Source organism: Bradyrhizobium agreste, from assembly GCF_016031625.1.
Taxonomy (GTDB): domain Bacteria; phylum Pseudomonadota; class Alphaproteobacteria; order Rhizobiales; family Xanthobacteraceae; genus Bradyrhizobium; species Bradyrhizobium agreste.
The window spans coordinates 97,026-122,387 of record NZ_JACCHP010000014.1 but is presented as its reverse complement, the minus strand read 5'-3'; the positions used below and the strand labels follow the sequence as shown (position 1 = coordinate 122,387).

Here is a 25,362-nt window from a genome sequence, read left to right as displayed (position 1 = left end):
GAGGCATCGGAACTTGGCGGGAATTGGAACCGGCAACATTGCCGAAAGTTCCCGATCCCTTGAGCGCGCCGCCTTACGCCTCCGGCACGATCTTGCCGGGGTTGAAGATGTTGAGCGGATCGAGCGCCTTCTTCAGCGCCCGCATCGCATCGAGCGCCTCGGGGCCGAGCTCGGCCTTGAGATATTTCTGCTTGCCCTGGCCGATACCGTGCTCGCCGGTGCAGGTGCCGTCCATCGCCTGCGCACGCTCGACCAGACGATGCATGAACTCCTCGCCCCGCGCCATCTCGTCGGCATCGTTGGTGTCGCACACCAGCGAGCAGTGGAAATTGCCGTCACCGACATGGCCGACGATCGGCGACAGCAAATTGAGCCGCTTGAGATCCTCCTCGGTCTCGCTGACGCAGTCGGCGAGCCGCGAGATCGGCACGCAGACGTCGGTCGCGACTACCCCGATGCTGTCGCCGGGGCGCAGCGCCTTCACCGACCAGTAGGCGTCGTGCCGCGCCTGCCAAAGCTTGGTGCGGTCCTCCGGCTTGGTCGTCCAGGAGAAATCGCCGCCGCCGCATTCCTTCGCGATCTCGCCGAACGCCTTGGATTGCTCGGCGACCTCGATCTCGCTGCCGTGGAATTCCAGCAAGAGCAGCGGCGTTTCCGGCAGCGTCAGCTTCGAATAGGCATTGCAGGCCTTCACCTGCGCGGCATTGAGCAGCTCGATGCGCGCCACGGGAATGCCGGTCTGGATCGCCAGGATCACGGCCTCGCAGGCCCCGTGCACGGTCTCGAACGACACCGCGCCGGCCGCGATCGTCTCGGGGATGCCGCGCAGGCGGATGGTCAGTTCCGAGATGATGCCGAGCGTGCCTTCGGCGCCGACGAACAGATGCGTCAGGTCGTAGCCCGCGGACGATTTCTTGGCGCGCGTGCCCGTGGTGATGATCTCGCCGTCGCCGCGCACCACTTTCAGCGCCAGCACGCTGTCGCGCATGGTGCCGTAGCGCACCGCATTGGTGCCGGAGGCGCGGGTCGAGGCCATGCCGCCAAGGGACGCGTCCGCGCCCGGATCGATCGGGAAGAACAGGCCCTGATCGCGCAGATGCTCGTTCAGCGCCTTGCGGGTGACGCCGGGCTGGATCACGCAGTCGAGGTCCTCGGCATGCACCGCGAGCACCTTGTTCATGTCGCGCAGGTCGATCGAGATGCCGCCGGCGGGCGCGTTGACCTGGCCTTCCAGCGAGGTGCCGGTGCCGAAGGCGATGACGGGCACGCGATGTTTCGCGCAGATCCGCACCACGTCCTGGATATCGGCGGTCTCCTGCGCCATCACCACGCCGTCCGGCGGCTGGTTGGGGATCCAAGTGGTGGTATGGCCGTGCTGCTCGCGCACGGCCTGCGAGGTGATGAGGCGGTTGCCGAAGCGTGCGGCAAGCTGCTCCAGCGTGCTCGCGAGGGCTTTCGGCTCCGGCCGCGGCGGATTATTGGTGATGGTCGTACCCACGGAATTCCTCCCGACAGAAGAACCGTGGCAAAGGACATTAAACCGGTCAAGTCAAGCGACCGGACGCATAGCTTGGGAAGGAAACATGCCGGAGACTGCCGCCTCAACGCCCAGCGCCGCGCCGTTCCGCGCCTCGATCATGCAGATCGAGCCGCAATGGATCGACTATAACGGCCATCTCAACATGGCCTATTACAACGTGATGTTCGACCGCGCGATCGACCAGCTGTGGCTCGAGCTCGGCATCGGGCCTGGCTACATGAAGGAGCGCGGCGGCTCGACCTTCACCGCCGAATGCCACGTCCGGTACTTGCGCGAGATCCATTTCGGCGATCCCGTGCAGATCTTCGTCTGGCTGCTCGATGCCGACGATAAGCGGCTGCACACGTTCGAGGAGATGCGGCATGCGGGCGAAGGCTGGCTGTCGGCGACCTCCGAGAACATGTCGCTGCACATGGACATGAATGCGCGGCGCGTCGCGCCGTTTCCGCCCGACATCAGCGAGCGTATTGCGGCGATCACCAAGGCGCACGCCGCCTTGCCTCGCCCTGTAGGCATCGGCCGCAGCGTGGCGATGCCCTCGAAGAAATAGCTTTCAGGTGCCGTCTGCCGCTTGTGGTTCACCTCTCCCCGTTGGGGAGAGGTCGGGTTGCGAAGCAATCCGGGTGAGGGGCCGCAGCGCTCACTGAGACTGCAACCCCTCACCCGGATCGCATCTTTCGATGCGATCCGACCTCTCCCTACGGGAGAGGTCGACACACAGCGCTATACCCTGTTGCGGCGCGCCAAGCCGACGACGGCCGAAACCAGGAACAGAACGACTGCGATGAAGAAGATGATCTTGGCGATCTCGATCGAAGCGCCGGCGACGCCGCCGAAGCCCAGGATGCCGGCGATCAGTGCGATAACCAGAAACGTCACAACCCAGCCTAGCATGGTCAAACCTCGTCTTGATGTTGTCTGCGATCGACGCGGCTGGCCGCGCCACCTGCCCTGACAATCTCGACGCGAGAACGATGGTTCCGGCTCCAGGGGAAGCGAAATTCGCGGCCCGTGCTGGAACAAATCGGCCTGCGGCGCACGTGGAAAAACCTGCCCGGCGCCCCATATAGGCATCAATCCCTGTTAAGAAGGCTCCCTTCCACCACCCCGCGGTGCCATCGTGGGGCCGATGATTCGCATGACCGAGCCGAGCAAGATCACAGCCGTACCCGACCACCAGCCCGCAGCCGGCGGCATCGCCGCGCGTGCGCGCGCCTCGGTGGGCCCGAAATACCTCGCCGGGCTCAATCCGGAGCAGCGCGAGGCGGTGGAGACGCTGGACGGCCCGGTCCTGGTGCTGGCCGGCGCCGGCACCGGCAAGACCCGCGTGCTGACCACGCGCATCGCCCATATCCTGAGCCAGGGCCGCGCCCGCCCGGCCGAGATCCTGTCGGTGACCTTCACCAACAAGGCCGCGCGCGAGATGAAGCACCGGCTCGGCCAGATGCTGGGCCACGCCGTGGAAGGCATGCCGTGGCTCGGCACCTTCCACTCCATCGGCGGCCGCATCCTGCGCATCCATGCCGAGCTGGCGCAGCTCAAGTCGAACTTCACCGTGCTCGACGTCGACGACCAGGTCCGGCTGCTCAAGCAGCTGCTCCAGGCCGAGAACATCGACGAGAAGCGCTGGCCGGCGCGGATGCTGGCCGGCCTGATCGACGGCTGGAAGAACCGCGGCCTGAACCCAGCGCAGGTGCCGTCGGGCGAAGCCGCGATGTTCGCCAACGGCAAGGGCGGCAAGCTCTATGCGAGCTACCAGGAGCGGCTGAAGATCCTGAACGCGGCCGATTTCGGCGATCTCCTGCTGGAGAACATCCGCATCTTCCGCGAGCAGCCGGATATCTTGCGGCAGTACCAGCAACGCTTCAAGTTCATCCTGGTCGACGAGTACCAGGACACGAACGTCGCGCAATATCTGTGGCTGCGGCTGCTGTCGCAGGCGCCGTCTTCCAACTCGTCATTGCCGGGCTTGACCCGGCAATCCATCGATTCTTTGCAAGATGGATCACCGGGTCTCGACGCTTCGCGTCGGCCCGGTGATGACGACAATGATGATGTTGCGCTGCCCGCTGCGAACGAAAAGTCCCACGTCAAAAACATCTGCTGCGTCGGCGACGACGACCAGTCGATCTATGGCTGGCGCGGCGCCGAGGTCGACAACATTCTTCGCTTCGAGCACGATTTCCCCGGTGCCAAGGTCATTCGCCTCGAGCGCAATTACCGCTCCACCGGCCACATCCTCGCCGCCGCCTCGCACCTGATCGCGCACAACGAAGGCCGGCTCGGCAAGACACTGCGCACCGAGGACGTCGAAGGCGAGAAGGTCACGGTCACAGGCTCCTGGGATTCGGAAGAGGAAGCGCGCGGCATCGGCGAGGAGATCGAGCAGCTGCAGCGCCAGGGCGAGAAGCTCAACGAGATCGCCATTCTCGTGCGCGCCTCCTACCAGATGCGCGAGTTCGAAGACCGCTTCGTCACGCTTGGCCTGCCCTACCGCGTCATCGGCGGCCCGCGCTTCTACGAGCGCGCCGAAATCCGCGACGCGCTGGCCTATCTGCGCGTCATCAATTCGCCGGCCGACGATCTCGCCTTCGAGCGCATCGTCAATACGCCGAAGCGCGGGCTTGGCGACGCCACGGTGCAGATGCTGCACGACCACGCCCGCAAGCGCCGCATTCCCCTGTTCGAGGCGGCGCGCGCCGTGGTCGAGACCGACGAGCTGAAGCCGAAGGCGCGCGGCTCGCTGCGCGACCTCATTGCGCAGTTCGACCGCTGGCGCGCCCAGCGCGAGGTCACCGCGCATACCGACCTCGCCCAGATCGTGCTCGACGAGAGCGGCTATACCGAGATGTGGCAGAAGGACCGCTCGGCGGATGCCGCGGGCCGGCTGGAGAACCTGAAAGAGCTGGTGCGCTCGATGGAGGAGTTCGAGAACCTGCAAGGATTCCTGGAGCACATCTCGCTGGTGATGGACCGCGAGGGCGGCGCCGAGGACGATGCGGTGTCGCTGATGACGCTGCATTCGGCCAAGGGCCTCGAATTCGACAACGTGTTCCTGCCGGGCTGGGAGGAAGGCCTGTTCCCGAGCCAGCGCACGCTGGACGAGCAGGGCCGCGCCGGCCTCGAGGAAGAGCGCCGGCTCGGCCATGTCGGCCTGACGCGCGCCCGCCGCCGTGCAAAGATCTATTTCGCGACCAATCGCCGGATCCACGGCACCTGGTCGACCACGATCCCGTCGCGCTTCCTCGACGAATTACCGGCGGCCAATGTCGAGATCACGGAATCCAAGGGCGGCTCCGGATGGGGCGGCAGCGGCGGCTACGGCGCCTCGCGCTTCGACGACATGGAGGCGTTCGGCTCCAGCTATTCGACCCCGGGCTGGCAGCGGGCGCAGGCGAACCGGAATCGGGGCGGCGGCAGGAGCGGCGGTTTCGAGGAAGAAGCCGCGACGTTCTCGTCCTCCTCGTCATCCGGACCGGACTTCGGCAGCTTCTCCTCCCGCCGCCGCGGGCCGCTGACCATCGAGGGCGAACTGGTCGCCAAATCCACCGGCACGACCTCCGAATTCTCGCTGGAAGACCGCGTCTTCCACCAGAAATTCGGCTACGGCCGCGTCACCAAGATCGACGGCAACAAGCTCACCATCGCCTTCGACAAGGCCGGCGAGAAGAAGGTCGTGGACAGTTTCGTGCAGCGGGCGTGAGGCCCGATATGGCTCAGTACGTTGCCATCATTGAGAACGCCGACCCGGACGAGGCCGTCGGCGTGTGGTTTCCGGACCTGCCCGGCTGCTTCTCCGGCGGCGACGATATCGACGAAGCCCTCGAGAATGCGCCTGAGGCGCTCGCGCTCTACGCACAGGAGCTGATCGCGGAGGTCGCCAGCTGCCGCCGCCCCGGACGCCGGACGAGCTCAAAGCCGATCCGGAGTTTGCCGAGGACGTCAGGAACCACACGGCCGTCCTGATCGAATGGCCGCCCGCCGCGGACGCGGAGTGAGGACTGTTCGCCGCACTGGCGCAACTCTCGACAGTTCTGCCCCGAACGCCCCTTGACCACCGCGAACTTCCCCGTATCAGATAAACCCATGGTCCGGGGCTCCATCACATTGATCGTGCTGGCATTGGGAATGCCGTCGCTCAGCGCGGCGGAGACCATGAGCTTTGGCGATTCGATCGGGAAGCTGGCGGCGAGCTGCGGCGCGGAAATCGTCGCCAATTGCCGCGGCGTCAACCCGGACTCGACCCGCCTGAAGGAGTGCCTGTCGCGCAACCGCGACGTCCTCTCGCCGCAATGCGCGAGCGACTATCTCGGCGTGTTCGACGCCATCCAGAAGCGCGTCGCCGCGCGTATCACTGTGGCGAATGCCTGCCAGCGCGAGATCGTCAAGGTCTGCGGCGGCTCGACCAAGGAGACCAGCAAGTCTGTCCCCTGCCTGGTCTCGACGCCCAAGGGCATCAGCAACAACTGCCTGAAGGCCGTCGACGACGCGGGGTACCGCTGATGCGCGCGAACGGGCTCGCCACCGCAGGACTGGGCCTGGCGCTGGGTCTCGCTTTGCTTGCGGGCAGCGCCGGCGCGCAGACGGCGGCGCCCACCCGCGACGACATCGTCGCGAAACTGAACCGTTTCGAAGAGGCCGCCGAGGTAGACCTGCCCGCACTGAAGCAGCAGGTGATGGAGCGCGCCAAGACCCGGATCAAGAACGATCCGGGCCCGGTGAACCGGCCGCTGATCGCGCCTGACCTCGCCAAGCTGCCCGCCTTCAATGCGCAGATCCAGTTCGATGCCGACACGCCGATCATCCAGCCGGCGTCCTACCAGACCGTCGGCCGCATCGCGGACGCGCTGGTTCATTCCTCGCTGCTGCCCTACACCTTCCTGATCGTCGGCCACGTCGAATCCAATTCGAAGACGCGCGAGGCCAATGCGATCCTGAGCCAGCGCCGGGCGGATGCGATCCGTGACGTCCTGGTGAACACCTTCAAGATCTCGACCAAGCGGCTGCATCCGATCGGCCTCGGCGAGGAGCAGTTTCTCGACCGGGCCAAGCCGACCTCGGCCGTCAACGGCCAGTTGCAGATCCTGACCTATGCCAAGCTGCCGGAGGAGGCGCCGCATCCAGCCGCGGCCCCCGCGCCTGCGGCGAAAAAGCCCGCCAAGAAGCGCTGAGCGAAGACGGCTCCGCACCTGACGGAACCCTTTGAAGTGCGGGCTATTTTGCAGCCTGCCCCGGGCGCGCGCGCACGGTTTCACGCGACAAAAGTGCCGGTTTGTGCACCGCCCTGTCCAGTGCTATAGCCTCTGTTCGCCCTTCCCGACCCCGTGCTGCATGAGACCGAAATGGGTGGCTTTTTCCAGCGCCAACTTGCCGTTTATGTCGAGTACCATCGCGATCCCTGCAACACGGCGATGCATGTGGTCGGCATCCTGCTGCTGTTCACCGGCGCCGTGCTGCCGCTGACGCTGGTCAAGCTTCCGCTGTTCGGATTCAACGTCAGCCTGGCGGTGATCCTGGCCCTGCCGGTCTTGATCTATTGGCTGTTGCTCGACGCGGCGCTCGGGCTCGGCATTCTGGCCGTCTCGGTCGTGCTGTTTTCGGTTGCGACGACCATCGCGGCGCAAGTCAGCACCGCGTTGATGTGGGCGATTTTCGCGACGCTGGTGGTGCTCGGCCTTGCCGCGCAGACCATCGGCCACAAGGTTTTTGAGGGGCGCGAGGCCTCGTTGTTCACGTTCCCCTCGCATCTTTTGCTTGGACCGATGTTCGTCATGGCAAAATTATTCATTGCATTGGGCTTCCGTCGCGACCTTGCCGCGATTCTGGCGCCTGTTCCGGCCAATTCCCTTTCAACCCGATAACGCTCGAAGCGAAACAGCAACCTTCTGCATGGCTCTCGTCCTGGTTACCGGTGGCAGTGGCTTCATCGGACATCACCTCGTAGAAGCGCTCCGCGCCCGTGGGCAGCGGGTCCGCGTTCTCGATGTCCGCGTGCCGAATGCGGCGAACGCGGATGTCGAGCACGTCCGCGGCTCCGTGCTGGACTGTGCCGCGGTCGATGCGGCGATCGCCGGTTGCGATCAGGTCTATCACCTCGCCGGCCTGCCCGGCATGTGGGTCGCCAACAAGCAGGACTTTCACGAGGTCAATTGCCGCGGCACCGAGATCGTGCTGGCAGCGGCGATGAAGCGCGGCGTCTCGCGCTTCCTGCACTGCTCGACCGAATCGATCCTGTTCCCCTATTCCGACCTCAAGGGCGTTCCCGCCGAAGAGGCGCTGCAGCCGGCCGAGGCGATGCCCGGCGCCTATACGCGGTCGAAGTCGCTCGCCGAGCATCATGCCGCCAAGGCGGCAGCCGCGGGCTTTCCGCTGGTGATCGGCACGCCGACCATGCCGATCGGCGCCGCCGACCACAATCTGACGCCGCCGACCGCGATGCTCTGGTACTTCCTGCAGAAGAAGGTGCAGCCGCATCTCAACTTCCTGGTCAACCTGGTCGACGTCCGCGACGTCGCCATGGGCCTCGTGCTGACCATGGAGCGCGGCCGCCTCGGGCAGCGCTACATCCTCGGCGGCGACTGTGTCCCGCTCGGCGACATCCTGCGCATGATGTCGGCGATGAGCGGCCGCCGGCAATTTCCGATCGTCGTACCCGGCAAGATCGCCGAGCTGTCCGCGATCATGCTCGAATATATCGCCGACCACATCACGCGCCGGCCGCCCAACGGCACCGCCGAGGGCGTGCGGATCGCGCTCGCCGCGAGCGACCTTTCGATCGGCAAGGCCCGCACCGAACTCGGCTATTCGCCGCGTCCGATCGAGCCGGTCTTGCGCGAAACCATCACCCACCTGCTCGCCCGCAACGGCCAGCAGCCCGCCGGCGCCCTCAAGCATCACGCGCTGTCCTCGCGCGCGAGCTGACGCCGCCGCTTCAAACGCAAAGAACCTTCATGTCTTTCGATTTCAGCAAGCTTCTCTCTGTCGCCTGGGGTGGCTGGACTACGACCTGGCCGACCGAACTCCTGGCTCTGCTCTGGCTCGCTTTTCTGGCCAGCTGGGTCGGCGCCTCGTTCTGGCAGGGGCAGACCAAGAAGCAGGTCATGACGCTGGAGTCACAGCGCTATCGCCTGCCGATCCTGATCGGCGGCATCCTGTACACGCCGTTCGTCGCGGAGATCCTGGGCTGGAAGCCGCTCTGGGTGCTCGGCAACACCGGCATCGCGATCGCCGCGATCCTCTCGGCCGCTGGCATTGCCTTCGCCTGGTGGGGCCGGCTGCATCTTGGAAAGTTTTGGTCCAACACCATCACCCAGAAGGAAGACCATCGTGTCATCGACACCGGGCCCTACGGCTTGGTGCGCCACCCCATCTACACCGGGCTCATCTTCGGGATGCTGGTGACCGGCGTCGCGATCGGCTTGGTGACGACGATCCTCGGCGCCATCCTGATCTCGCTCGGCATGTGGCAGAAGGGCCGGATGGAAGAGGTGTTCCTGTCCAAGGAGCTCGGCGAAGACGCCTATGGCGCCTATTGCCGCCGCGTCCCGATGCTCATTCCGTTCACGTCGCCGCGGTGACGACGTAGCCCGCCTCACTCGCGTGGCCCGGACGCGCTGCAGCGTGCAACGCTGCTGCGCAGAGCCGGGACCCAGATTGCGACTTGTGCATACCGGTGAGATGGGCCCCGGCTCTGCAGCGCATCGCGAAGACGCGCTGCGCTGCGTCCGGGGCACGAGAGCGCGATCCGCCTCCCCAAGGAACCACCCCGCCGCTCGTCCGTTAGCGCTCGACATCTCCACAGCCGCAGAGCATCGAGTCATGTCGGACGCCTACGATTATTTTCGCGCACACGCGATCGCCGCCGTCCGCAAGGCGCGGGCGCTGCCGCCCGGACGGACGAAGCAGAAGCAGCGCGCGGTGGCGCGGGTCTATCATCTGCTGTCGAGGGAAGCGGCGCTGGCGCCCAACATCAGTCACTTGGACGATTTTCGCGCAGCAAGACGGTTGGAGCTGCAGATCCGCCGTTGATCTCTGGTCGGACGCCGCGACAGTCCCATGCAAATTCGATCGGCTGCCATTCCACGGGAATAGGCCCAGCCGTGCGTCGCACAGGTTGACGTCTGCCCCGCCAGCCAGTTGGATGCGCGCGCACACAGGGGCTCATCATGACGTTTTCCAGCATCTTCGCGCAGTTCGTCGCGTTCATCGGCGGCATCGCACTGCAATGGCGCAAGATGACGGGCACCGAGCCCGCGCCGGCCTGGGGCGAGAAGCCCGCCATTCCCGAAGCAAAACCGCAAGGCGCGATCCCCACCTTGAAGATGCCGACCGCACGCGGCTGGCGCGAGGGCCAGAAGCCGATCGCTGCACCCGGACTGAAGGTCAATGCGTTCGCGACCGGCCTCGACCATCCGCGCTGGATCGAGGTGCTGCCCAATGGCGACGTGCTGATCGCGGAGGCGACGCAGATCGCGGGCGCCCCGCGCAGCGTGTTCCACTATGCGATGCAGGCGACGATGCGCCGCGCCGCCGCGCTCGGCGTCTCCGCCAACCGCATCACGCTGTTGCGCGACAAGGACGGCGACGGCGTCGCCGAGCATCGCGGCGCCTTCATGGAGAACCTCAACCAGCCGTTCGGCATGGCGCTGGTCGGCGACACTTTCTATGTCGGCAACACCGACGGCGTGATGGCCTTCCCGTACGTTGCCGATACCGATCGCATTACCGCGCCGGGCAAGCGGCTCACGACGTTCAAGCCAGCCGGCCACTGGACGCGCAGCCTGCTCGCCAGTCCCGACGGCAAGAAGCTCTATGCCGGCGTCGGCTCGCTCAGCAACATCGCCGAGATGGGCGTGGAGGTCGAGGAAGGCCGCGCCGCGGTCTACGAGCTCGATCTCGTTGCCGGCACGCATCGCATCTTTGCGACCGGCCTGCGCAATCCCGTGGGCCTTGCCTGGGAGCCGACGACCGGCGTGCTCTGGACCGTCGTCAACGAGCGCGACGGCCTCGGCGACGAGACGCCGCCTGACTATCTCACCTCCGTGCGCGACGGCGGCTTCTATGGCTGGCCCTATTGCTACTGGGGCAAGACGGTGGACGACCGCGTGCCGCAGGATCCGGCGATGGTCGCCAAAGCGATCCAACCGGACTATGCGCTCGGCGGTCACACCGCTTCGCTCGGCCTGTGCTGGATGCCCGCAGGCACCCTGCCCGGCTTCGGCGACGGCATGGTGATCGGCCAGCACGGCTCATGGAATCGCAGCACGCTGTCCGGCTACAAGCTGGTGTTCATTCCGTTTGCGAACGGCAAGCCCTCCGGCCCCTCGCGCGACATCCTGTCGGGCTTCCTGTCGCCGGACGAGAAGGAATCCTACGGCCGCCCGGTCGGCGTCACGATCGGCCCGGACAAGACGTCGCTGCTGATGGCCGATGACGTCGGCAACGTGATCTGGCGCGTGACGGGGGCGTAAAACGAAATTTGTCGAGGTGGCGCCGCGGGCGCGGTCACACCTCTCCCGCTTGCGGGAGAGGTCGGCGCGAAGCGCCGGGTGAGGGCTTTCTCCTCTTGGGGATTCCCGTCGCGGAGACACCCTCTCCCCAGCCCTCCCCCGCACGCGGGGGAGCGCACCGTCGGCGGAGCTAATCGAATCTCAATTCATCACGTCCCCACGCACAACGCGGCGCGCTGCTTGCGCAAGAGGGCGATCACCGACAGCGCCGTGATCAGACCGGTCTTGGGATTCTCGGACGGGATGTTCTCGATGCCCATCGAGAACCGCGCCGAATCCGCTTCGACCTCGATGCGGTGAACGTTGCGCGTCACCGTCGGGTCGGCCCAAACCTGTATCTCGGTGCGATCGGGCCCGATGCCCGCCAGTGACAAGGCAACGGCGACGTTGACGTTGGCCGGAAAGCCCTTTGCGGCTTCGCGCGCGCTGCCCTCGAACAGCTTGAGCGGTTCGCGCAGATTGTCGATGTCGATGTTGTTCTGGACGATGAACGGCGCACCCTTCAAGCCGTCGATCGGCTTGCGCGTCACCATCTTCACCGAATGGATGGTGCCGATTGCGGCGGCGTTGACGGCATCGAGGCCGATCAGGGCGCCGGTCGGCACGAGGATGCGGCCACCATTGGCGCGGGCGAGATCGACAAGATCGAAATTGTCGAGCAAGCCGCCGACGCTGACCACGACGACGGCCTTGCCGCGCTTCACCGCCGGCTCGACGATCGCACGCAGCTGGCTGCTCGGCGCACATTCGACCACGATGTCGGCGGCATCGCCGAGCTGGTCGAGCGGCAGGATTTCCGGCGGGCGGCGCAAGCTGTTGATGAAGGCTTGATGCTTGGCGGGAGCTCGCACGGCCACGGCCGCGAGCGACAGGCCCTCGGTGCCCTGGTCGAGCGCGGTCGCGATCTTGGTGCCGATCGCGCCCAGCCCGGCAATGGCCACCCGCAATTCGCTCGACGCATTCCGTTCAGTCATCGCACCCTACTTTCTCGCTGGACCGATGTCATACCGCATCGTTTTCTGTATAAGCCAGCCTGAATTGGTCCGGTTGACCAGGTCCTGGGACGCGCGGCGGGCCGGACCTTGTCCTACCGACGCAATTCGCCGATTTACTCCGACGGAGCCCTTTCCATGCGCACCCATTCGATCGCAGCCATTCCCGCCGACGGCATCGGCCCCGAGGTGATCTCGGCCGGTATCCGCGTGCTGGAGGCGCTGGCTAAGCGCAGCGGCGATCTCGCCTTCAACGTCAAGACCTTCGACTGGGGCTCGGACTATTACAAGAAGCACGGCGTGATGATGCCGGCGGACGGCCTCAGCGAGCTCAAGAAGTTCGACGCGATCTATTTCGGCGCGGTCGGCGCCCCTGACGTGCCCGACCACATCACGCTGTGGGGCCTGCGGCTGCCGATCTGCCAGGGTTTTGATCAATACGCCAATGTGCGGCCAACCAAGATCCTGCCGGGCGTCGCCTCGCCGCTGCGCAATGTCGGCGTCGGCGATCTCGACTGGGTGATCGTGCGCGAGAATTCGGAAGGCGAATATGCCGGCATGGGCGGCCGCGCCCACAAGGGCCTGCCGGAAGAAGTCGGCACCGAAGTCGCCGTCTTCACCCGCGTCGGCGTCACGCGGATCATGCGCTATGCGTTCCAGCTCGCGCAGTCGCGCCCGCGCAAGCTGCTGACCGTCGTGACCAAGTCGAACGCGCAGCGCCACGGCATGGTGATGTGGGACGAGATCGCGGCCGAGGTCGCCGGCGAATTCCCTGACGTGACCTGGGACAAGATGCTGGTCGATGCCATGACGGTGCGCATGACGCTGCATCCGAAGAGCCTCGACACCATCGTCGCGACCAACCTCCACGCCGACATCCTCTCAGATCTCGCCGGCGCGCTGGCGGGAAGCCTCGGCGTCGCGCCGACCGGCAACATCGATCCGCAGCGGCGCTTCCCCTCGATGTTCGAGCCGATCCACGGCTCGGCCTTCGACATCACCGGCAAGGGCATCGCCAACCCGGTCGCGACGTTCTGGACCGGCGCGCAGATGCTCGAACATCTCGGCGAGAAGGAGGCCGCCTCGAGGCTGATGGCCGCCGTCGAGCGCGTCTGTGCGGCCGGCGTGCTGACGCCGGATGTCGGCGGCAAGGCGACCACCAAGGAGGTCACGGACGCCGTGATCGACGCGATCCACGGGGCGAATGTTTGATCACGGCTGTACGTCATGGCCGGGCTTGTCCCGGCCATCCACGATCTTTCGTCTCGTACCAAGAACGTGGATGCCCGGGACAAGCCCGGGCATGACGAGTTTGCGGAACGACCGCCCACTCGACAAGCGCTGCGTTCTCGGCGAAAGGACCTTTATTTTCGTCCACCCGCTGCCGATGCGGCGGGCGGCGTGGCCATCGCGGCGGCCGGCTCGGGCGGCATCAGATGGCGGGGGACGATGATGGTCTGGCCCGGCGTCAGCTGCGCGTTCTCGGGCAGCGAGTTGCTCTGCGCCAGCGTCCACAGCGGCACGCGGTTGGCTGCGGCGATGCTCTCCATGGTGTCGCCGCGGCGCACCGGCACCCGCACGCCGCTGTCCCACAATTCGACCAGCGTATCTGCCGGCACGAGATAGCGCAGCGGTACGGCATCGGCCTGCGTCTGCGGCGGAATGCGCGGCAGCTGCGTCACCATCTCGACGATCTGACGGTGGATATCGTCGGACTTCTCGATGTTGATGTGGGTGACGCGCGCGTTTTCCTTGAGGTCATAGCTGGCGTAATGGCCGCGAAAGCCGGGGACGGTCACGACGTCGCCGCCGCCGAGCACGCTGTCGGACAGGAAGATGTTGATGAAGCGCTCGACGTTGAGGGGGACATCGCCGGTCGCGTGCGCGGGGTCGATGGCGATGACGAGGCTGATCGGGATGTTCTCCTTGGCCGCCATCTCGGAGATGACGATCGAGCACAGCCCGCCCATGGAATGGCCGATCAGCACGATCGGCGCGGCCTTCTCCTTGTAGCTGGCGATGGCACGGTTGCCGATCAGCCGGCACAGGGTGAATTCGTAGACGTCGGCCGAGAAGCCGGCCTGCGTCAGCTTCTCGCCCAGGCGATCCATGCCGGTCGAGAAGATCGGACCCATGGCGCCGCGAAACAGGTAGACCTTCGGCGGCGGCAACGGCTCGAACGGCGGAGGCGGCGGCGCGGCGGGGACCGCCGCAACGGTCTTGGACTTGGGCGGCGAAGCAGCGGCCGTGCCCGTGCCGAGGGCGAGCAGCACGATTGCTGCCAGCACGATCAGGCGCCTTGGATCAACCATCCGTCCAGAAGTCCTACCACCGGAGGCGGCGCCTCCCCTTGCGGTCCTTCATGACCGCGGAATTGGCAGATTTTGCGGCGCCGAAGCGTGGCCGTTCCGGACTAGTTCCTTGACTAGTTCCTTGCCGGCGCAGCGGCCGCAGCCGCACGCGCGGGCCGCGGTGCGCCGGGTTCGGCGACGGGAGCAGCCGGGGCGCGCGAGCGCATGATGGCGGCGTCGATCTCGGCGATGACGCGGCGCTGGATCGCCTCGTTCTTGTCGATCGAGATGTGGCCGACGCCGGTGCCGCGGACGTCGACATTGTCGAGCTTGCCGCGGAAGCCGGCCGCGGCCCGCACCGGCTCGCCGGGACCGTCGCCGATATAGATATTGATGTAGCGTTCCGCGCCGGTCGAGAGCTTGGTCTTGAACACGGAGTCCAGGCCGATCGCGAGCTTCACGGGCACGCCGAGCTGGTTGAGCTTGGCGATCATGTCGGGCAGCGCCGTCGCGCCGGAGGAGTGGCCGACCAGGATGATGGTCTTGAGCCGACCGGCCTTGTAGGCAGCCGCCGCTTCATCGGCGAGCGAGGACCAGGATACGAAATTGGCGACGGTCACCGGGATGCCCTGGGCCTGGAGGCGGGCGCCGATCGTGTCGAGGCCGAGCGAGAAGATGTTGAGCACGCCGCGGAGCAGATAGACATGCGTGGTCGCCGCCGCAGCCTGGCTCGGCGCGGCCTTGGCGGTGGTCGGGCTGATGGCAACAGCTGACAGCAGGAGCAGGCCCATCGCCCACGCGCGGAGGGCGAACAATTGGCTGGCGCCGGCGGTGTGACGGCCGTTCGGTCTCATCGATCTTTTCCCTGGAGGCAAAACGCTTCGCGATTGGCCGGAATCGTAGCCACGGCGCGCTCGCAGACGCAACAAAGAGCCGCGTGACCACCAATCTTAGCAGCAAGCCGTGACCATCGCGCAACACTTGCCCGGAACATGCCATTGAAGCGGCCGTTTTGAGGCCATTTTTCTCCGGGGAATTGCGGAGAGACAATGGCGTTCCTATTTCAGGGCTCCGCCGACCTGCCTCCTGGATGGTCCGGCCCCTTCCCCAGCCTTTGCTCCTCAGCCTTGCGGCCATCATGTCTTCCATCATCTCCGTCGCCAATCTGTCGAAGACCTATGGGTCCGGCTTCAAGGCGCTCAAGAACGTCAATCTCGACATCAAGCGCGGCGAGATTTTTGCGTTGCTCGGCCCCAACGGCGCCGGCAAGACCACGCTGATCTCGATCATCTGCGGCATCGCCAATCCGAGCCAGGGCCGCGTCTTGGTCGGCGGCGAGGACATCCAGACCTCCTACCGCAAGGCACGCTCGCTGATCGGCCTGGTGCCGCAGGAATTGCACACCGACGCCTTCGAGAGCGTGTGGGCGACCGTGAGCTTCTCACGCGGCCTGTTCGGCAAGCCGAAGAACCCCGATCACATCGAGAAGGTGCTGAAGGACCTCTCGCTGTGGGACAAGAAGGACAACAAGATCATCACGCTCTCCGGCGGCATGAAGCGACGCGTGATGATTGCCAAAGCGCTCTCGCACGAGCCGCAGATCCTGTTCCTGGACGAGCCGACCGCCGGCGTCGACGTCGAGCTGCGCAAGGGCATGTGGGAGGTGGTGCGCGGACTTCAGCAGTCCGGCGTCACCATCATCCTCACCACGCATTACATCGAGGAAGCCGAGGAGATGGCCGACCGCATCGGCGTCATCAACAAGGGCGAGATCGTGCTGGTCGAGGACAAGACGACCTTGATGCAGAAGCTCGGTAAGAAGCGGCTGACGCTGCACCTGCAGAACAAGGTCTCGTCGTTGCCGGAAAGCCTCGCGCATTACGAGCTTGAGCTCTGCGATGACGGCGCGACGCTGGTCTACGATTACGACACCCAGGGCGAGCGTACCGGCATCACCAGCCTGCTCGGCGACCTCCGCACTGCCGGCGTCCGCTTCAACGACCTCGACACCACGCAATCATCGCTCGAGGACATCTTCGTCGACCTCGTGAGGACGTCATGAACCACCGCGCCATCCGCGCCATCTACCTGTTCGAAATGGCGCGCACCTGGCGGACGCTGCTGCAAAGCATCGTCTCGCCGGTGGTCTCGACCTCGCTCTATTTCGTGGTGTTCGGCGCCGCCATCGGCTCGCGCATCAACCAGGTCGAGGGCGTCAGCTACGGCACCTTCATCGTCCCGGGCCTGATCATGCTCTCGGTGCTGACGCAGAGCATCGCCAACGCCTCGTTCGGCATCTACTTCCCGAAATTCAGCGGCACGATCTACGAGATCCTGTCGGCGCCGATCTCCTATTTCGAGATCGTGCTCGGCTATGTCGGCGCCGCCGCGACCAAGTCGATCATCCTCGGCCTGATCATCCTGGCGACCGCCGGCCTGTTCGTGCCCCTTCACATCCACCATCCGGTCTGGATGCTGGCCTTCCTGGTGCTGACGGCGGTGACGTTCAGCCTGTTCGGCTTCATCATCGGCATCTGGGCCGATGGCTTCGAGAAGCTGCAGATGATTCCGATGCTGGTGGTGACGCCGCTCACCTTCCTCGGCGGCAGCTTCTATTCCATCGACATGCTGCCGCCCGCCTGGCGCACGGTCGCGCTGCTCAACCCGGTCGTCTACCTGATCTCCGGCTTCCGTTGGAGCTTTTACGAGATCGCCGACGTCAGCGTGTCCGTCAGCATCGGCATGACGGTGGCGTTCCTGGTGATCTGCCTGGTCGTGATCTGGTGGATTTTTCGGACGGGTTACCGGCTCAAGAACTGACCGCGCGGCGCTCGCGAAAATGTCAGCGCCGCCAGCCGGCGCGGCACAAAGCGGCCTTGCTTACGCCCGGCATCACGTTAACGATGGACAGGCAGGCCGCTGGAACCAACGCCGAGCTAAAGGCATAATGCACGCCGGGGGACGGAGAGCCGCGGCGCGAATATGTACAGACCGGAGGCCAGAAGTCAGATGCGTTCGTTTTTGATTGCTTTCATATCCCTGATGATTTTGAGCGCGGGCACCGCGCAGGCCAAGGTCGAGATCACTGTCGACAAGGACAATCAGCAGATGACCGTCGCCGTCGACGGTGTCGCGCGCTACCACTGGCCGGTGTCGACCGGCATCCCCTCGCGCGAGACCCCGAACGGCGCCTTCCGCGCCTTCCGCATGGAAGAGGATCATTATTCCAAGGAATTCGACGATGCACCGATGCCGCACGCGATCTTCTTCACCAAGATCGGGCACGCCATCCACGGCACGGACTCGGTCGGCCGGCTCGGCTCGCCGGCATCCCATGGCTGCGTGCGCCTGTCGCGCCAGAACGCCTCGACGCTCTATGCGCTGGTGCAGCAGCAGGGCGTGCTCAACACCACGGTGACGCTGACCGGTTCGGCACAGGTGGCGCTGGCGCGCAATCCGCGCGGCCGTAACAACACAGCACTGGCCCGCGCCCCGCAACAGCCGGCCGAGGAGCAGTACGCCACCACGGGTGATCCCGTGAACCTGACGCCGCAGCAGCCCGCCCGCCGCTACATGCCGCAGGACGACAATTACATTTATCCGGCCGACGGCAGCGACACCGGCGCGCGCTATCCGGCGCCGCGCTCGATCACGCGTCCCTATGGCACGCAGGCCTATCAGCAACTGCCGCAGCCAACCTACGACCAAGGCTATGGCCAGCAGGGCTACTATTATCAGCAGCAGCCTCGTCAGGTTTATCAGCCGCGCGGCTATTACTATCAGAACTGACGCTGCGACCATCAACCGCCTTGGATCTTCGAGGCACCATGCCATCACGTGCCACGACAATCCCGGTGCTGCTCTCGCTTCTCACTGCCGGACAAGCCATGGGATCTGATTTGGCCTTCGACCTCGAGGCGCATCGCGGCGGGCGGGCGCTGCTGCCGGAAAACACCCTGCCCGCCTTCGCCCATTCGCTGACGATGGGCGTGGACACGCTGGAGCTCGACGTCGGCGTCACCGCCGACGGCCAGGTCATCGTCTCGCATGAGCGCGGACTCAATCCCGATCTCGCACGGCGGCCCGATGGGGCCTACGTCGCTCCGCCCGGCACGCCTTTCGTCAAGCTGCGGCTCGACGAGGTCAGGACCTATGACGTCGGCCGGATCCGCCCCGACAGCGCCTACTCGCGACAATTCCCCGACCAGCATGCGCTGCCGGGGACGCGCATTCCCACCCTGCCCGAGCTGTTCGCGCTGGTGCGCAAGTCCGGCAACACACAGGTGCGCTTCAACATCGAGACCAAGATCGATCCGAACCATCCGGATGAGACGCTTGATCCGCAGGCCTTCGTCGCGAAGCTGCTCGGGGTGATCGAGACCGAGGGATTCTCCGATCGCGTCATGATCCAGTCGTTCGACTGGCGGACCCTGCTGCTGGTCCAGCAGCAGGCGCCGAAGATTCCAACCGTGTACCTGACGCTGCAGCGCGGCTCGGCTCCGACGGTTGCGCTCGACAAGGCGACGAACTGGACGGCGGGGTTCAGCCCGGCCGATCACGGCGGCTCGCTGCCGCGGACGATCAAGGCTGCGGGCGGCGCGATCTGGTCGCCCTATTTCGGCGACGTCACCGCGGCGCTCGTGACCGAGGCTCACGCTCTCGGGCTGCGCGTCGTGGTCTGGACGGTGAACAAGCGCGAGGACATGGCGCGGATGATCGAGATCGGCGTCGACGGCATCATCTCGGATCGGCCGGACCTGCTGCGGCAGGTCGCCGGCGAGAAGGGGATTGCGCTGCCGGCGGGAACGCCGGTGATGCCTTAATCTCGTAGCCCGGATGGAGCGCAGCGAAATCCGGGACAGAACCCACGCATGGAGCGGCCCCGGATTGCGCTTCGCTCCATCCGGGCTACGAAGAGGGCCCTACTCCCCGTCCTTCCAACGCCGATACAGCGCGCCCAGGATGTTAGAATAATCGTCGGTCCAGACCCGCACCCTGTCGTCGGCTTCGGTCTGCTCCCACTGCTTGGAGGACGCGAGCCTGCCGACATCGGCCTCCTCGCGCGCGGAGATGACGACGTCGGTCGAGAAGATGTAGTCACCATCGCGCCCGGAATCCTCGTTGAAGACCCAGCTCTTGAGATCGTTGGCGTCCGCGATGCCGACGACCACGGTTTCGAGATCCAGATGCCGGTTCGAGACGTGCATCACCACGGAACCGTGCGGCGCGAGCTTGTCCTTGTAGATCTTCATCGCCTCTTCGGTGGCAAGATGGATCGGGATCGCATCAGACGAATAGGCATCGACGATGATGAGATCATAGGCGCCGTCGGGTTCCTTGGCGAAGGTGAGGCGCGCATCGCCGATGACGGGCTTCATGTCCGGCATGCAGCTCGAGATGTAGCGGAAATTCCTGGGGTCACGCGCTGCGTCGACCATGGACTGGTCGATCTCGAAAAAGGTCCAGTCCTCCCCCGGTTCGGCGGCGCAGGCGAGCGTGCCGGAGCCGACGCCGATCGCGGCGACCTTCAGCGGCGCGCCCTTGCGCTCGCGGATCGCGCTGACGGCCTGACCGATGCCGCCGTCCTTGTGATAATAGGTGATCGGCTCGGGCCGGCCGGTTACAGGCGTGCCGTCATTGTTGCGGAAGCGCTCGGCGCCGTGAATGGTGGTGCCGTGCATCAGCACATGGAAATAGCCGCCCGGCGTCTCCACGATCTTGTGCACGCCGAAGAAGCTGCGCACGGTCGTGACGCGGCCCTCGTCTGCGGGATAAAGGCGGATCAATGCCAGCGCCAGCGCGACGGTGGCAAAGATCTTCCAGCGCCCGGCATTGAGGATCAGCGCGAGCAGCGCGGCGAGCACGCCGACGGCACCGGCGACCCAGACGCGATGATCCTCGAACCAGCTCGACATGCCGCCGGTCGTGTATGACGGCGCGATGAGCGCCACCGCGAGTGCGGCGAGCGCCAGCCAGTACCATTTGACGACGGCGGCCAGCCGCTCGTTCGCGGACGGACGGCACAGCGCGGCAAGCGCGATCAGGATCGGATATTCGGCGATCCACGAAAAGGTGAAGGGCGCAACGAGCCCCGCGAACAAGCCACCGACCATGCCGCCGAACGATAGCGCCACATAGAAGCCGGTGAGGTATTTGGCAGCAGGCCGCGTCCGCGCCAGTTCGCCGTGGCAGGCCATGGCGATGACGAAGAAGCAGAGTTGATGCCCGCCGAGCGTCAGCAGCAGGTTCTGCTCGCCGCCGAAGGCCAGCAGAACGACGATGCCCGCGATGGCGACCGGCTGGAGCATCAGCATCCATTTGTGCGGCAGCAGCGGCCGCGACTGGAATACGACCACCCAGGTCAAGAGGTACAGCGACAGCGGCAGCACCCACAAAAGCGGCGCCGCCGCGACGTCGGTCGAGATGTGCGCGGTGACGGCGATGAGCAGGCCCGAGGGCACGGCGGCGAGGAAGATCCAGCGCAGCCGCGTCAAGAGGCCGGGCGCGGGCGCATTCACGTCATCCACCCGCGCGTCGGTCAGCGCCAGCTTCGGCGAACGCAACAACAGCACGCCGCAGGTGCCGATGAGAAGAATCAACAGGCCATAGAGGCCGGTCCAGAACCGGTTCTGCATCTGCAGCGTGAACATCGGCTCCAGCAGGAACGGATAGGACAGCAGTGCGAGGAAGCTGCCGATATTCGAGGAGGCATAGAGGAAATAGGGATCGTGCGCGGCCGGATGGCCGGTGCGGACGAACCAGGCCTGCAGCAGCGGATTATTGGCGGCCAGCGCGAAGAACGGCAGCCCGATCGAGACCGCGAAGAGGCCAAGCAGCCAGAGCGCGTAGCCCGAGGCCGGCGGCTCGCCGTAGGCGGAGGCGATGCCGAGCGGCAGCGTGGCGAAGGCGGCGACCAGCAGCACCAGATGCACCGCAACGGGGACGATCCGGCCCCGCGCCTGCATCAACAAATGCGCATAGGCATAGCCGGCCAGCAGCAGCGACTGGAAGAACACCATGGCCACCGACCACACCGCCGGCGAGCCGCCGAGCCGCGGCAACACCATCTTGGTGAACAGCGGCTGCACCGAGAACAGCAGCAGCGCGCTGACGAAGATCGCAGCGGTGTAGACCGTCAGCAGCAGCCGGTTGCGCGACGACGACGGCTGCTCCGTGGCGGCGGGTTGCACGATCGAATCCATGGAAGCTCCGGCTCAAACCCCGGCGGGCGCCGGACCGCGCGCAATGGAGCACAGGGCGCCTGAACGGGCAATAAAGCGTGGCGTGATGTTGCAGCAAGAAATGCCTGATATACAGATGTCGTTCCGGGGCGCCTCGAAGAGGCGAACCCGGAACCTCGAGATTCCGGATTCGATGCTGCGCATCGCTCCGGAATGACGCCTGGGACATCATGACCGAAACCGACGTCATCATCATCGGCGCGGGCCACAACGGCCTCACCTGCGCGACCTATCTCGCGATGGCGGGTCTGCGCGTGCGCGTGATCGAGCGGCGCAAGGTGGTCGGCGGTGCCGCGGTGACGGAGGAGTTTCATCCCGGATTCAGGAATTCGGTCGCCGCCTACACCGTGAGCCTGCTCAATCCGCAGGTGATCCGTGACCTCAAGCTCGCCGAGCAGGGCCTGCGCATTGTCGAGCGGCGCGCGCAGAATTTTCTGCCCGCGCCGGATGGCAGCTATCTTCTCACCGGCGAGGGGCGGACGAAAGCCTCGGTGGCGCGGCTCAGCGCGCATGATGCGGAAGCCCTCGACGGCTTCGCGCGCGAGCTGGAAGACATTGCTGACGTGCTCAGGCGATTCGTGCTGCGCGCGCCGCCGAACCTGCTCGACGGTTTCGGCCCCAATGCGATCCGCGAGGCCGTGAACGCTTTGCAGAGCGCCAACATTCTGCGCGGCCTGACGCTGGAACAGAGCCGCAGCCTGCTCGATCTGTTCACCCGCTCGGCCGGCGAGATGCTGGACGAACGGTTCGAGCACGATCTGGTCAAGGCGCTGTTCGGCTTCGATGCCATCGTCGGCAACTATGCCAGCCCCTACGCCGCCGGCTCCGCCTACGTGATGCTGCATCACGCGTTCGGCGAGGTGAACGGCAAGAAGGGCGTCTGGGGCCACGCCATCGGCGGCATGGGCGCGATCACGCAGGCCATGGCACGCGCGGCACGCGAGCGCGGCGTCGTGATCGACACGGATGCCGGCGTCCGCGAGGTCATCGTCGAGCGCGATCGCGCCGTCGGCGTCGTGCTGGAGAACGGCTCTGCCATCCGCGCGAAATATGTCGCGGCCAACGTCAATCCGAAGCTGCTCTACACGCGCCTGATCGCGGCCGACGCGCTGCCTGCGGACTTCCTCGCCCGCATCCGGCACTGGAAGAACGGCTCCGGCACATTCCGCATGAACGTGGCGCTGGACCGCCTGCCCTCCTTCACGGCGCTACCAGGCGAGGGCGATCACCTCACCTCGGGCATCATCCTGGCGCCGAGCCTCGGCTATATGGACCGCGCCTGGCTCGACGCGCGCGCGCAAGGGTGGAGCCGCGAGCCCGTGGTGGAAATGCTGATCCCCTCAACGCTCGACGACACGCTGGCTCCGGCCGGCAAGCATGTCGCGAGCCTGTTCTGCCAGCATGTCGCACCAAGCCTTCCCGATGGCAGGTCCTGGGACGACCATCGCGAGGAGGTCGCCGATCTCATGATCGCGACGGTGGACAAGTACGCCCCGGGTTTTGCGGCGAGCGTGCTCGGCCGGCAGATCCTGTCTCCGCTCGATCTCGAGCGGCAGTTCGGGCTGCTCGGCGGCGACATCTTCCACGGCGCGCTGACGTTGAACCAGCTGTTCTCGGCGCGGCCGATGCTGGGCCACGCCGATTATCGCGGGCCGCTGAGAGGCCTCTACCATTGCGGCTCCGGCGCCCATCCCGGCGGCGGCGTCACCGGCGCGCCCGGCCATAACGCCGCGCAAGCGATCCTGCGGGACCACCGCTCGCTGTTCGGAAGCCGTGGATAGGGCTGTGGATTGGCTGTGGACAGGCTGTCGAAAGGTCTGTGACCGGCCGGGGATGCTTCGGCGAGAGGGCCGGTAGCGATCCTGGGGAAAGCCGGTGGACAATCGGCGGGGCGATCACGGGAAAAGTGGTAGACAGGGACGGGACAAGCCGGGGGATAAGCTGTGAAGTCGGGCGGCAAAAACGACCCCGCCCGCCGGGGGAATCCCCAGCGGGCGGTGATCAGGAATAGCCTTTGAAGAAAATAGCCCCCGCTGGGAGAAGCCGGCGGAAATTACTTCAAGGAGGTGCTAATCGACGTGAACTTCTCGTTCATGGTGGTGCCGAGGCCGTTCACCACGGTGATGATCGCCAGGGCGATACCCGCGGCGATCAGGCCGTATTCGATCGCGGTTGCACCGGACTCGTCCGACCAGAACTTTTGAATCATGCGCTTCAAGGCTCGCCTCCGTTCAATTCCAAGATGCGTTGGTTGGCTTATGCATCCGAAAATATACGTGGCACACGCTACAGGCGCGTTAACGCGTGAACCTTAACTTGTCGGGAAACTTGGCACCAAAAGTTCCAAAAATTGCACTGAACGGACCCCTGATGCAGCTTTCCCCCACCCATCGCGCCAGCTTCTCGATCGGCAGCGAAGTCGACGCCAAGCGCGTCGTCGACGTGCTCACCGAGGTGTTTTTCGACGGCGACGCGGCAGTTGCCGCCTTCGAACGGCCTGACGGACGATGGGACGTCACGCTGCATTTCGCCGATGCGCCGGATCAGGCATGGCTGCGCGAACTCGTTGCAACTTCAGCAGGAAATGAGATCGCGGCGACGCTCGTCTTCGACACCGTCGAAGCCAAGGACTGGGTCAAGGCCAGCCTCGAAGATCTCGTCCCGGTGCCGGCGGGCCGCTTCGTCGTGCACGGCAGCCACGATCGTGACCGTGTGGCGCCGAACAAGCTCGCCATCGAGATCGAGGCGGCGCTCGCCTTCGGCACCGGTCACCATGGCACGACGCGCGGCTGTTTACTTCTGCTTGACCATGTCCTGAAGAGTTCCCGCCCTAGGAATCTGCTCGATCTCGGCACCGGCACAGGCGTGCTGGCGATCGCGGCGGCGAAGGTGCTGCATCGCGCGGTGCTGGCCTCCGACATCGATCCGCCATCGGTACGGGTGGCGGCTGAGAACGCCACGCTGAACGAAGTTGGCAATCATGTGCGGGTCATCCGCGCGACCGGCTTTGCCGCGCCGGATTTTGCGCGTAGAGGCCCGTTCGACCTGGTGCTCGCAAATATCCTTGCCAATCCGTTGCGGCAATTGGCGAGCCCGATGGTGCGGCACCTTGCGCCTGGCGCTCGCGTCATCCTCTCCGGCCTCTTGACGCACCAGGCGCCCGCCGTGATCGCCGCCTACCGTGCCCGCGGCCTCGTGCCGGTGAAGCATCTGCGCATCGAGGGATGGAGCAGCTTGTTGTTGCGGAAGGTGAGGTAAAGCGCGTCCAAGGTGGCGGTGCGCTCCCTCGCCCCGTTCTTACGGGGAGAGGGTTGGGGTGAGGGGCCTCTCTCCACACGCGAGATCGTCGAGAGACCTGTACCCCCTCACCCGGATCGCATCTGCGATGCGGTCCGACCTCTCCCCGCAAGCGGGGAGAGGTGAAATGCCAACCCGCGCCGCATTATTCCCTCGGCTTCTCATCGCGGCGTGACGCGCCCTGCCCCTGCAAAGCGCGCCTGGCGCGGCGCTCGGCGAAACGGTCGATCATCTGGCTGATGAGGCCGCGCGGCTTCTTCGGTACTGCCGCCGTCGGGGCGCGGCGCGCCGGCGGCGAAATCTTCTCAAAGGTGAACGCTGGCATCGTGTGTCCCCTCGCCGTTGAGATGAACCACCTGCTCGAATTTCCCTGTTATCCGGACGAAGCGCAACTGCCGCATCCTTTACTTCACTCAATTCGAATGGAACTATTCAAGCACAGTCCATGCCAGATGCGACGCAAATGCGTCTAGATTGCGGACTGATCCCCAT

24 protein-coding genes and 1 pseudogene are annotated in these 25,362 nt (G+C 65.5%); 17 read left to right on the top strand and 8 right to left on the bottom strand.

From position 1 onward, the window contains the following. Positions 1-73: 73 nt before the first annotated feature. Positions 74-1,498 (bottom strand): FAD-binding oxidoreductase, encoded by a 1,425-nt coding sequence (locus HZZ13_RS21595; protein WP_197961550.1) that lies wholly within the window; start codon positions 1,496-1,498, stop codon positions 74-76. 85 nt (positions 1,499-1,583) lie between these two features. Here HZZ13_RS21595 and HZZ13_RS21590 point away from each other — a divergent pair, with 85 nt between their 5' ends. Next, positions 1,584-2,090: a thioesterase family protein gene (locus tag HZZ13_RS21590; protein ID WP_197961549.1), complete on the top strand. Its 507-nt coding sequence runs from the start codon at positions 1,584-1,586 to the stop codon at positions 2,088-2,090. 173 nt (positions 2,091-2,263) lie between these two features. On the opposite strand, the gene HZZ13_RS21585 is transcribed toward HZZ13_RS21590, so the two are convergent. Next, the gene (locus HZZ13_RS21585; RefSeq protein WP_197949414.1) at positions 2,264-2,434 is read right to left on the bottom strand and encodes a DUF1328 domain-containing protein; all 171 of its coding nucleotides are present in this window, start codon (positions 2,432-2,434) and stop codon (positions 2,264-2,266) included. A gap of 235 nt (positions 2,435-2,669) precedes the next feature. Between HZZ13_RS21585 and HZZ13_RS21580 the strand changes: the two genes are divergently transcribed. The 9 genes and pseudogenes from HZZ13_RS21580 (at position 2,670) to HZZ13_RS21540 (ending at position 11,010) form a co-directional block, all read left to right on the top strand. After that, the gene (locus tag HZZ13_RS21580) at positions 2,670-5,243 is read left to right on the top strand and encodes an ATP-dependent helicase (protein ID WP_197961548.1); all 2,574 of its coding nucleotides are present in this window, start codon (positions 2,670-2,672) and stop codon (positions 5,241-5,243) included. Between the two features lie 8 nt (positions 5,244-5,251). Then, positions 5,252-5,538: pseudogene (locus HZZ13_RS21575) on the top strand (type II toxin-antitoxin system HicB family antitoxin). An 88-nt stretch (positions 5,539-5,626) separates the two neighbouring features. After that, the gene (locus HZZ13_RS21570) at positions 5,627-6,043 is read left to right on the top strand and encodes a hypothetical protein (RefSeq protein WP_197961547.1); all 417 of its coding nucleotides are present in this window, start codon (positions 5,627-5,629) and stop codon (positions 6,041-6,043) included. Then, positions 6,043-6,711 carry an OmpA family protein gene (locus HZZ13_RS21565; RefSeq protein ID WP_197961546.1) on the top strand — a complete coding sequence of 223 codons (669 nt, stop codon included), beginning with the start codon at positions 6,043-6,045 and terminating at the stop codon, positions 6,709-6,711. The genes HZZ13_RS21570 and HZZ13_RS21565 overlap by 1 nt, the downstream gene beginning before the upstream one ends. Before the next feature lie 171 nt (positions 6,712-6,882). Continuing rightward, positions 6,883-7,401, top strand: a complete 519-nt coding sequence (locus tag HZZ13_RS21560) for an Mpo1 family 2-hydroxy fatty acid dioxygenase (RefSeq protein ID WP_197961545.1) — start codon at positions 6,883-6,885, stop codon at positions 7,399-7,401. 28 nt (positions 7,402-7,429) lie between these two features. Continuing rightward, entirely contained in the window at positions 7,430-8,461 is a 1,032-nt protein-coding gene (locus tag HZZ13_RS21555; RefSeq protein WP_197961544.1) for an NAD-dependent epimerase/dehydratase family protein, read from the top strand. Positions 8,462-8,490: 29 nt separating this feature from the next. Then, positions 8,491-9,117, top strand: a complete 627-nt coding sequence (locus HZZ13_RS21550) for a methyltransferase family protein (protein ID WP_197961543.1) — start codon at positions 8,491-8,493, stop codon at positions 9,115-9,117. Positions 9,118-9,358: 241 nt separating this feature from the next. After that, on the top strand, positions 9,359-9,568 hold the full coding sequence (locus HZZ13_RS21545; RefSeq protein WP_197961542.1) for a hypothetical protein: 210 nt from the start codon (positions 9,359-9,361) through the stop codon (positions 9,566-9,568). A gap of 137 nt (positions 9,569-9,705) precedes the next feature. Beyond that, a complete protein-coding gene (locus HZZ13_RS21540) occupies positions 9,706-11,010 on the top strand; it encodes a PQQ-dependent sugar dehydrogenase (RefSeq protein ID WP_197961541.1) in 1,305 nt (434 codons plus the stop codon). 188 nt (positions 11,011-11,198) lie between these two features. On the opposite strand, the gene HZZ13_RS21535 is transcribed toward HZZ13_RS21540, so the two are convergent. Next, positions 11,199-12,023 (bottom strand): aspartate dehydrogenase, encoded by an 825-nt coding sequence (locus HZZ13_RS21535; protein ID WP_197961540.1) that lies wholly within the window; start codon positions 12,021-12,023, stop codon positions 11,199-11,201. A 156-nt stretch (positions 12,024-12,179) separates the two neighbouring features. Here HZZ13_RS21535 and HZZ13_RS21530 point away from each other — a divergent pair, with 156 nt between their 5' ends. After that, positions 12,180-13,253, top strand: a complete 1,074-nt coding sequence (locus HZZ13_RS21530; protein ID WP_197961539.1) for a tartrate dehydrogenase — start codon at positions 12,180-12,182, stop codon at positions 13,251-13,253. A 152-nt stretch (positions 13,254-13,405) separates the two neighbouring features. Here HZZ13_RS21530 and HZZ13_RS21525 read toward each other — a convergent pair whose 3' ends face one another. Next, a complete protein-coding gene (locus tag HZZ13_RS21525; protein WP_197961538.1) occupies positions 13,406-14,353 on the bottom strand; it encodes a LysM peptidoglycan-binding domain-containing protein in 948 nt (315 codons plus the stop codon). 113 nt (positions 14,354-14,466) lie between these two features. Continuing rightward, positions 14,467-15,186: a hypothetical protein gene (locus tag HZZ13_RS21520; RefSeq protein ID WP_197961537.1), complete on the bottom strand. Its 720-nt coding sequence runs from the start codon at positions 15,184-15,186 to the stop codon at positions 14,467-14,469. 284 nt (positions 15,187-15,470) lie between these two features. Here HZZ13_RS21520 and HZZ13_RS21515 point away from each other — a divergent pair, with 284 nt between their 5' ends. The 4 genes from HZZ13_RS21515 (at position 15,471) to HZZ13_RS21500 (ending at position 19,155) form a co-directional block, all read left to right on the top strand. Continuing rightward, entirely contained in the window at positions 15,471-16,394 is a 924-nt protein-coding gene (locus HZZ13_RS21515) for an ABC transporter ATP-binding protein (RefSeq protein ID WP_197961536.1), read from the top strand. Continuing rightward, the gene (locus HZZ13_RS21510) at positions 16,391-17,152 is read left to right on the top strand and encodes an ABC transporter permease (RefSeq protein WP_197961535.1); all 762 of its coding nucleotides are present in this window, start codon (positions 16,391-16,393) and stop codon (positions 17,150-17,152) included. The genes HZZ13_RS21515 and HZZ13_RS21510 overlap by 4 nt, the downstream gene beginning before the upstream one ends. Positions 17,153-17,341: 189 nt before the next feature. Then, positions 17,342-18,121, top strand: a complete 780-nt coding sequence (locus HZZ13_RS21505) for a L,D-transpeptidase (protein WP_376707068.1) — start codon at positions 17,342-17,344, stop codon at positions 18,119-18,121. Positions 18,122-18,219: 98 nt separating this feature from the next. Next, a complete protein-coding gene (locus tag HZZ13_RS21500; RefSeq protein WP_246504513.1) occupies positions 18,220-19,155 on the top strand; it encodes a glycerophosphodiester phosphodiesterase in 936 nt (311 codons plus the stop codon). A gap of 99 nt (positions 19,156-19,254) precedes the next feature. Here HZZ13_RS21500 and HZZ13_RS21495 read toward each other — a convergent pair whose 3' ends face one another. Then, positions 19,255-21,534, bottom strand: a complete 2,280-nt coding sequence (locus HZZ13_RS21495) for a fused MFS/spermidine synthase (protein ID WP_197961532.1) — start codon at positions 21,532-21,534, stop codon at positions 19,255-19,257. Between the two features lie 209 nt (positions 21,535-21,743). On the opposite strand from HZZ13_RS21495, the gene HZZ13_RS21490 reads away from it, so the two are divergent. Then, positions 21,744-23,354: a phytoene desaturase family protein gene (locus HZZ13_RS21490; RefSeq protein ID WP_197961531.1), complete on the top strand. Its 1,611-nt coding sequence runs from the start codon at positions 21,744-21,746 to the stop codon at positions 23,352-23,354. A gap of 272 nt (positions 23,355-23,626) precedes the next feature. Here the strand turns inward: HZZ13_RS21490 and HZZ13_RS21485 are convergent, their stop codons facing one another. Next, on the bottom strand, positions 23,627-23,782 hold the full coding sequence (locus HZZ13_RS21485) for a Flp family type IVb pilin (RefSeq protein WP_085968950.1): 156 nt from the start codon (positions 23,780-23,782) through the stop codon (positions 23,627-23,629). A 161-nt stretch (positions 23,783-23,943) separates the two neighbouring features. Between HZZ13_RS21485 and HZZ13_RS21480 the strand changes: the two genes are divergently transcribed. Continuing rightward, positions 23,944-24,831 (top strand): 50S ribosomal protein L11 methyltransferase, encoded by an 888-nt coding sequence (locus tag HZZ13_RS21480; RefSeq protein WP_197961530.1) that lies wholly within the window; start codon positions 23,944-23,946, stop codon positions 24,829-24,831. A 184-nt stretch (positions 24,832-25,015) separates the two neighbouring features. Here HZZ13_RS21480 and HZZ13_RS21475 read toward each other — a convergent pair whose 3' ends face one another. Further along, the gene (locus HZZ13_RS21475; protein ID WP_197961529.1) at positions 25,016-25,195 is read right to left on the bottom strand and encodes a hypothetical protein; all 180 of its coding nucleotides are present in this window, start codon (positions 25,193-25,195) and stop codon (positions 25,016-25,018) included. Between the last annotated feature and the right edge of the window lie 167 nt (positions 25,196-25,362).

Coding starts and splice junctions, on each gene's coding strand:
- HZZ13_RS21590 (WP_197961549.1), top strand. CDS start 1,584: ATGCCGGAGACTGCCGCCTCAACGCCCAGCGCCGCGCCGTTCCGCGCC.
- HZZ13_RS21585 (WP_197949414.1), bottom strand. CDS start 2,434: ATGCTAGGCTGGGTTGTGACGTTTCTGGTTATCGCACTGATCGCCGGC.
- HZZ13_RS21580 (WP_197961548.1), top strand. CDS start 2,670: ATGATTCGCATGACCGAGCCGAGCAAGATCACAGCCGTACCCGACCAC.
- HZZ13_RS21570 (WP_197961547.1), top strand. CDS start 5,627: ATGGTCCGGGGCTCCATCACATTGATCGTGCTGGCATTGGGAATGCCG.
- HZZ13_RS21565 (WP_197961546.1), top strand. CDS start 6,043: ATGCGCGCGAACGGGCTCGCCACCGCAGGACTGGGCCTGGCGCTGGGT.
- HZZ13_RS21560 (WP_197961545.1), top strand. CDS start 6,883: ATGGGTGGCTTTTTCCAGCGCCAACTTGCCGTTTATGTCGAGTACCAT.
- HZZ13_RS21555 (WP_197961544.1), top strand. CDS start 7,430: ATGGCTCTCGTCCTGGTTACCGGTGGCAGTGGCTTCATCGGACATCAC.
- HZZ13_RS21550 (WP_197961543.1), top strand. CDS start 8,491: ATGTCTTTCGATTTCAGCAAGCTTCTCTCTGTCGCCTGGGGTGGCTGG.
- HZZ13_RS21545 (WP_197961542.1), top strand. CDS start 9,359: ATGTCGGACGCCTACGATTATTTTCGCGCACACGCGATCGCCGCCGTC.
- HZZ13_RS21540 (WP_197961541.1), top strand. CDS start 9,706: ATGACGTTTTCCAGCATCTTCGCGCAGTTCGTCGCGTTCATCGGCGGC.
- HZZ13_RS21535 (WP_197961540.1), bottom strand. CDS start 12,023: ATGACTGAACGGAATGCGTCGAGCGAATTGCGGGTGGCCATTGCCGGG.
- HZZ13_RS21530 (WP_197961539.1), top strand. CDS start 12,180: ATGCGCACCCATTCGATCGCAGCCATTCCCGCCGACGGCATCGGCCCC.
- HZZ13_RS21525 (WP_197961538.1), bottom strand. CDS start 14,353: ATGGTTGATCCAAGGCGCCTGATCGTGCTGGCAGCAATCGTGCTGCTC.
- HZZ13_RS21520 (WP_197961537.1), bottom strand. CDS start 15,186: ATGAGACCGAACGGCCGTCACACCGCCGGCGCCAGCCAATTGTTCGCC.
- HZZ13_RS21515 (WP_197961536.1), top strand. CDS start 15,471: ATGTCTTCCATCATCTCCGTCGCCAATCTGTCGAAGACCTATGGGTCC.
- HZZ13_RS21510 (WP_197961535.1), top strand. CDS start 16,391: ATGAACCACCGCGCCATCCGCGCCATCTACCTGTTCGAAATGGCGCGC.
- HZZ13_RS21505 (WP_376707068.1), top strand. CDS start 17,342: ATGCGTTCGTTTTTGATTGCTTTCATATCCCTGATGATTTTGAGCGCG.
- HZZ13_RS21500 (WP_246504513.1), top strand. CDS start 18,220: ATGGGATCTGATTTGGCCTTCGACCTCGAGGCGCATCGCGGCGGGCGG.
- HZZ13_RS21495 (WP_197961532.1), bottom strand. CDS start 21,534: ATGGATTCGATCGTGCAACCCGCCGCCACGGAGCAGCCGTCGTCGTCG.
- HZZ13_RS21490 (WP_197961531.1), top strand. CDS start 21,744: ATGACCGAAACCGACGTCATCATCATCGGCGCGGGCCACAACGGCCTC.
- HZZ13_RS21485 (WP_085968950.1), bottom strand. CDS start 23,782: ATGATTCAAAAGTTCTGGTCGGACGAGTCCGGTGCAACCGCGATCGAA.
- HZZ13_RS21480 (WP_197961530.1), top strand. CDS start 23,944: ATGCAGCTTTCCCCCACCCATCGCGCCAGCTTCTCGATCGGCAGCGAA.
- HZZ13_RS21475 (WP_197961529.1), bottom strand. CDS start 25,195: ATGCCAGCGTTCACCTTTGAGAAGATTTCGCCGCCGGCGCGCCGCGCC.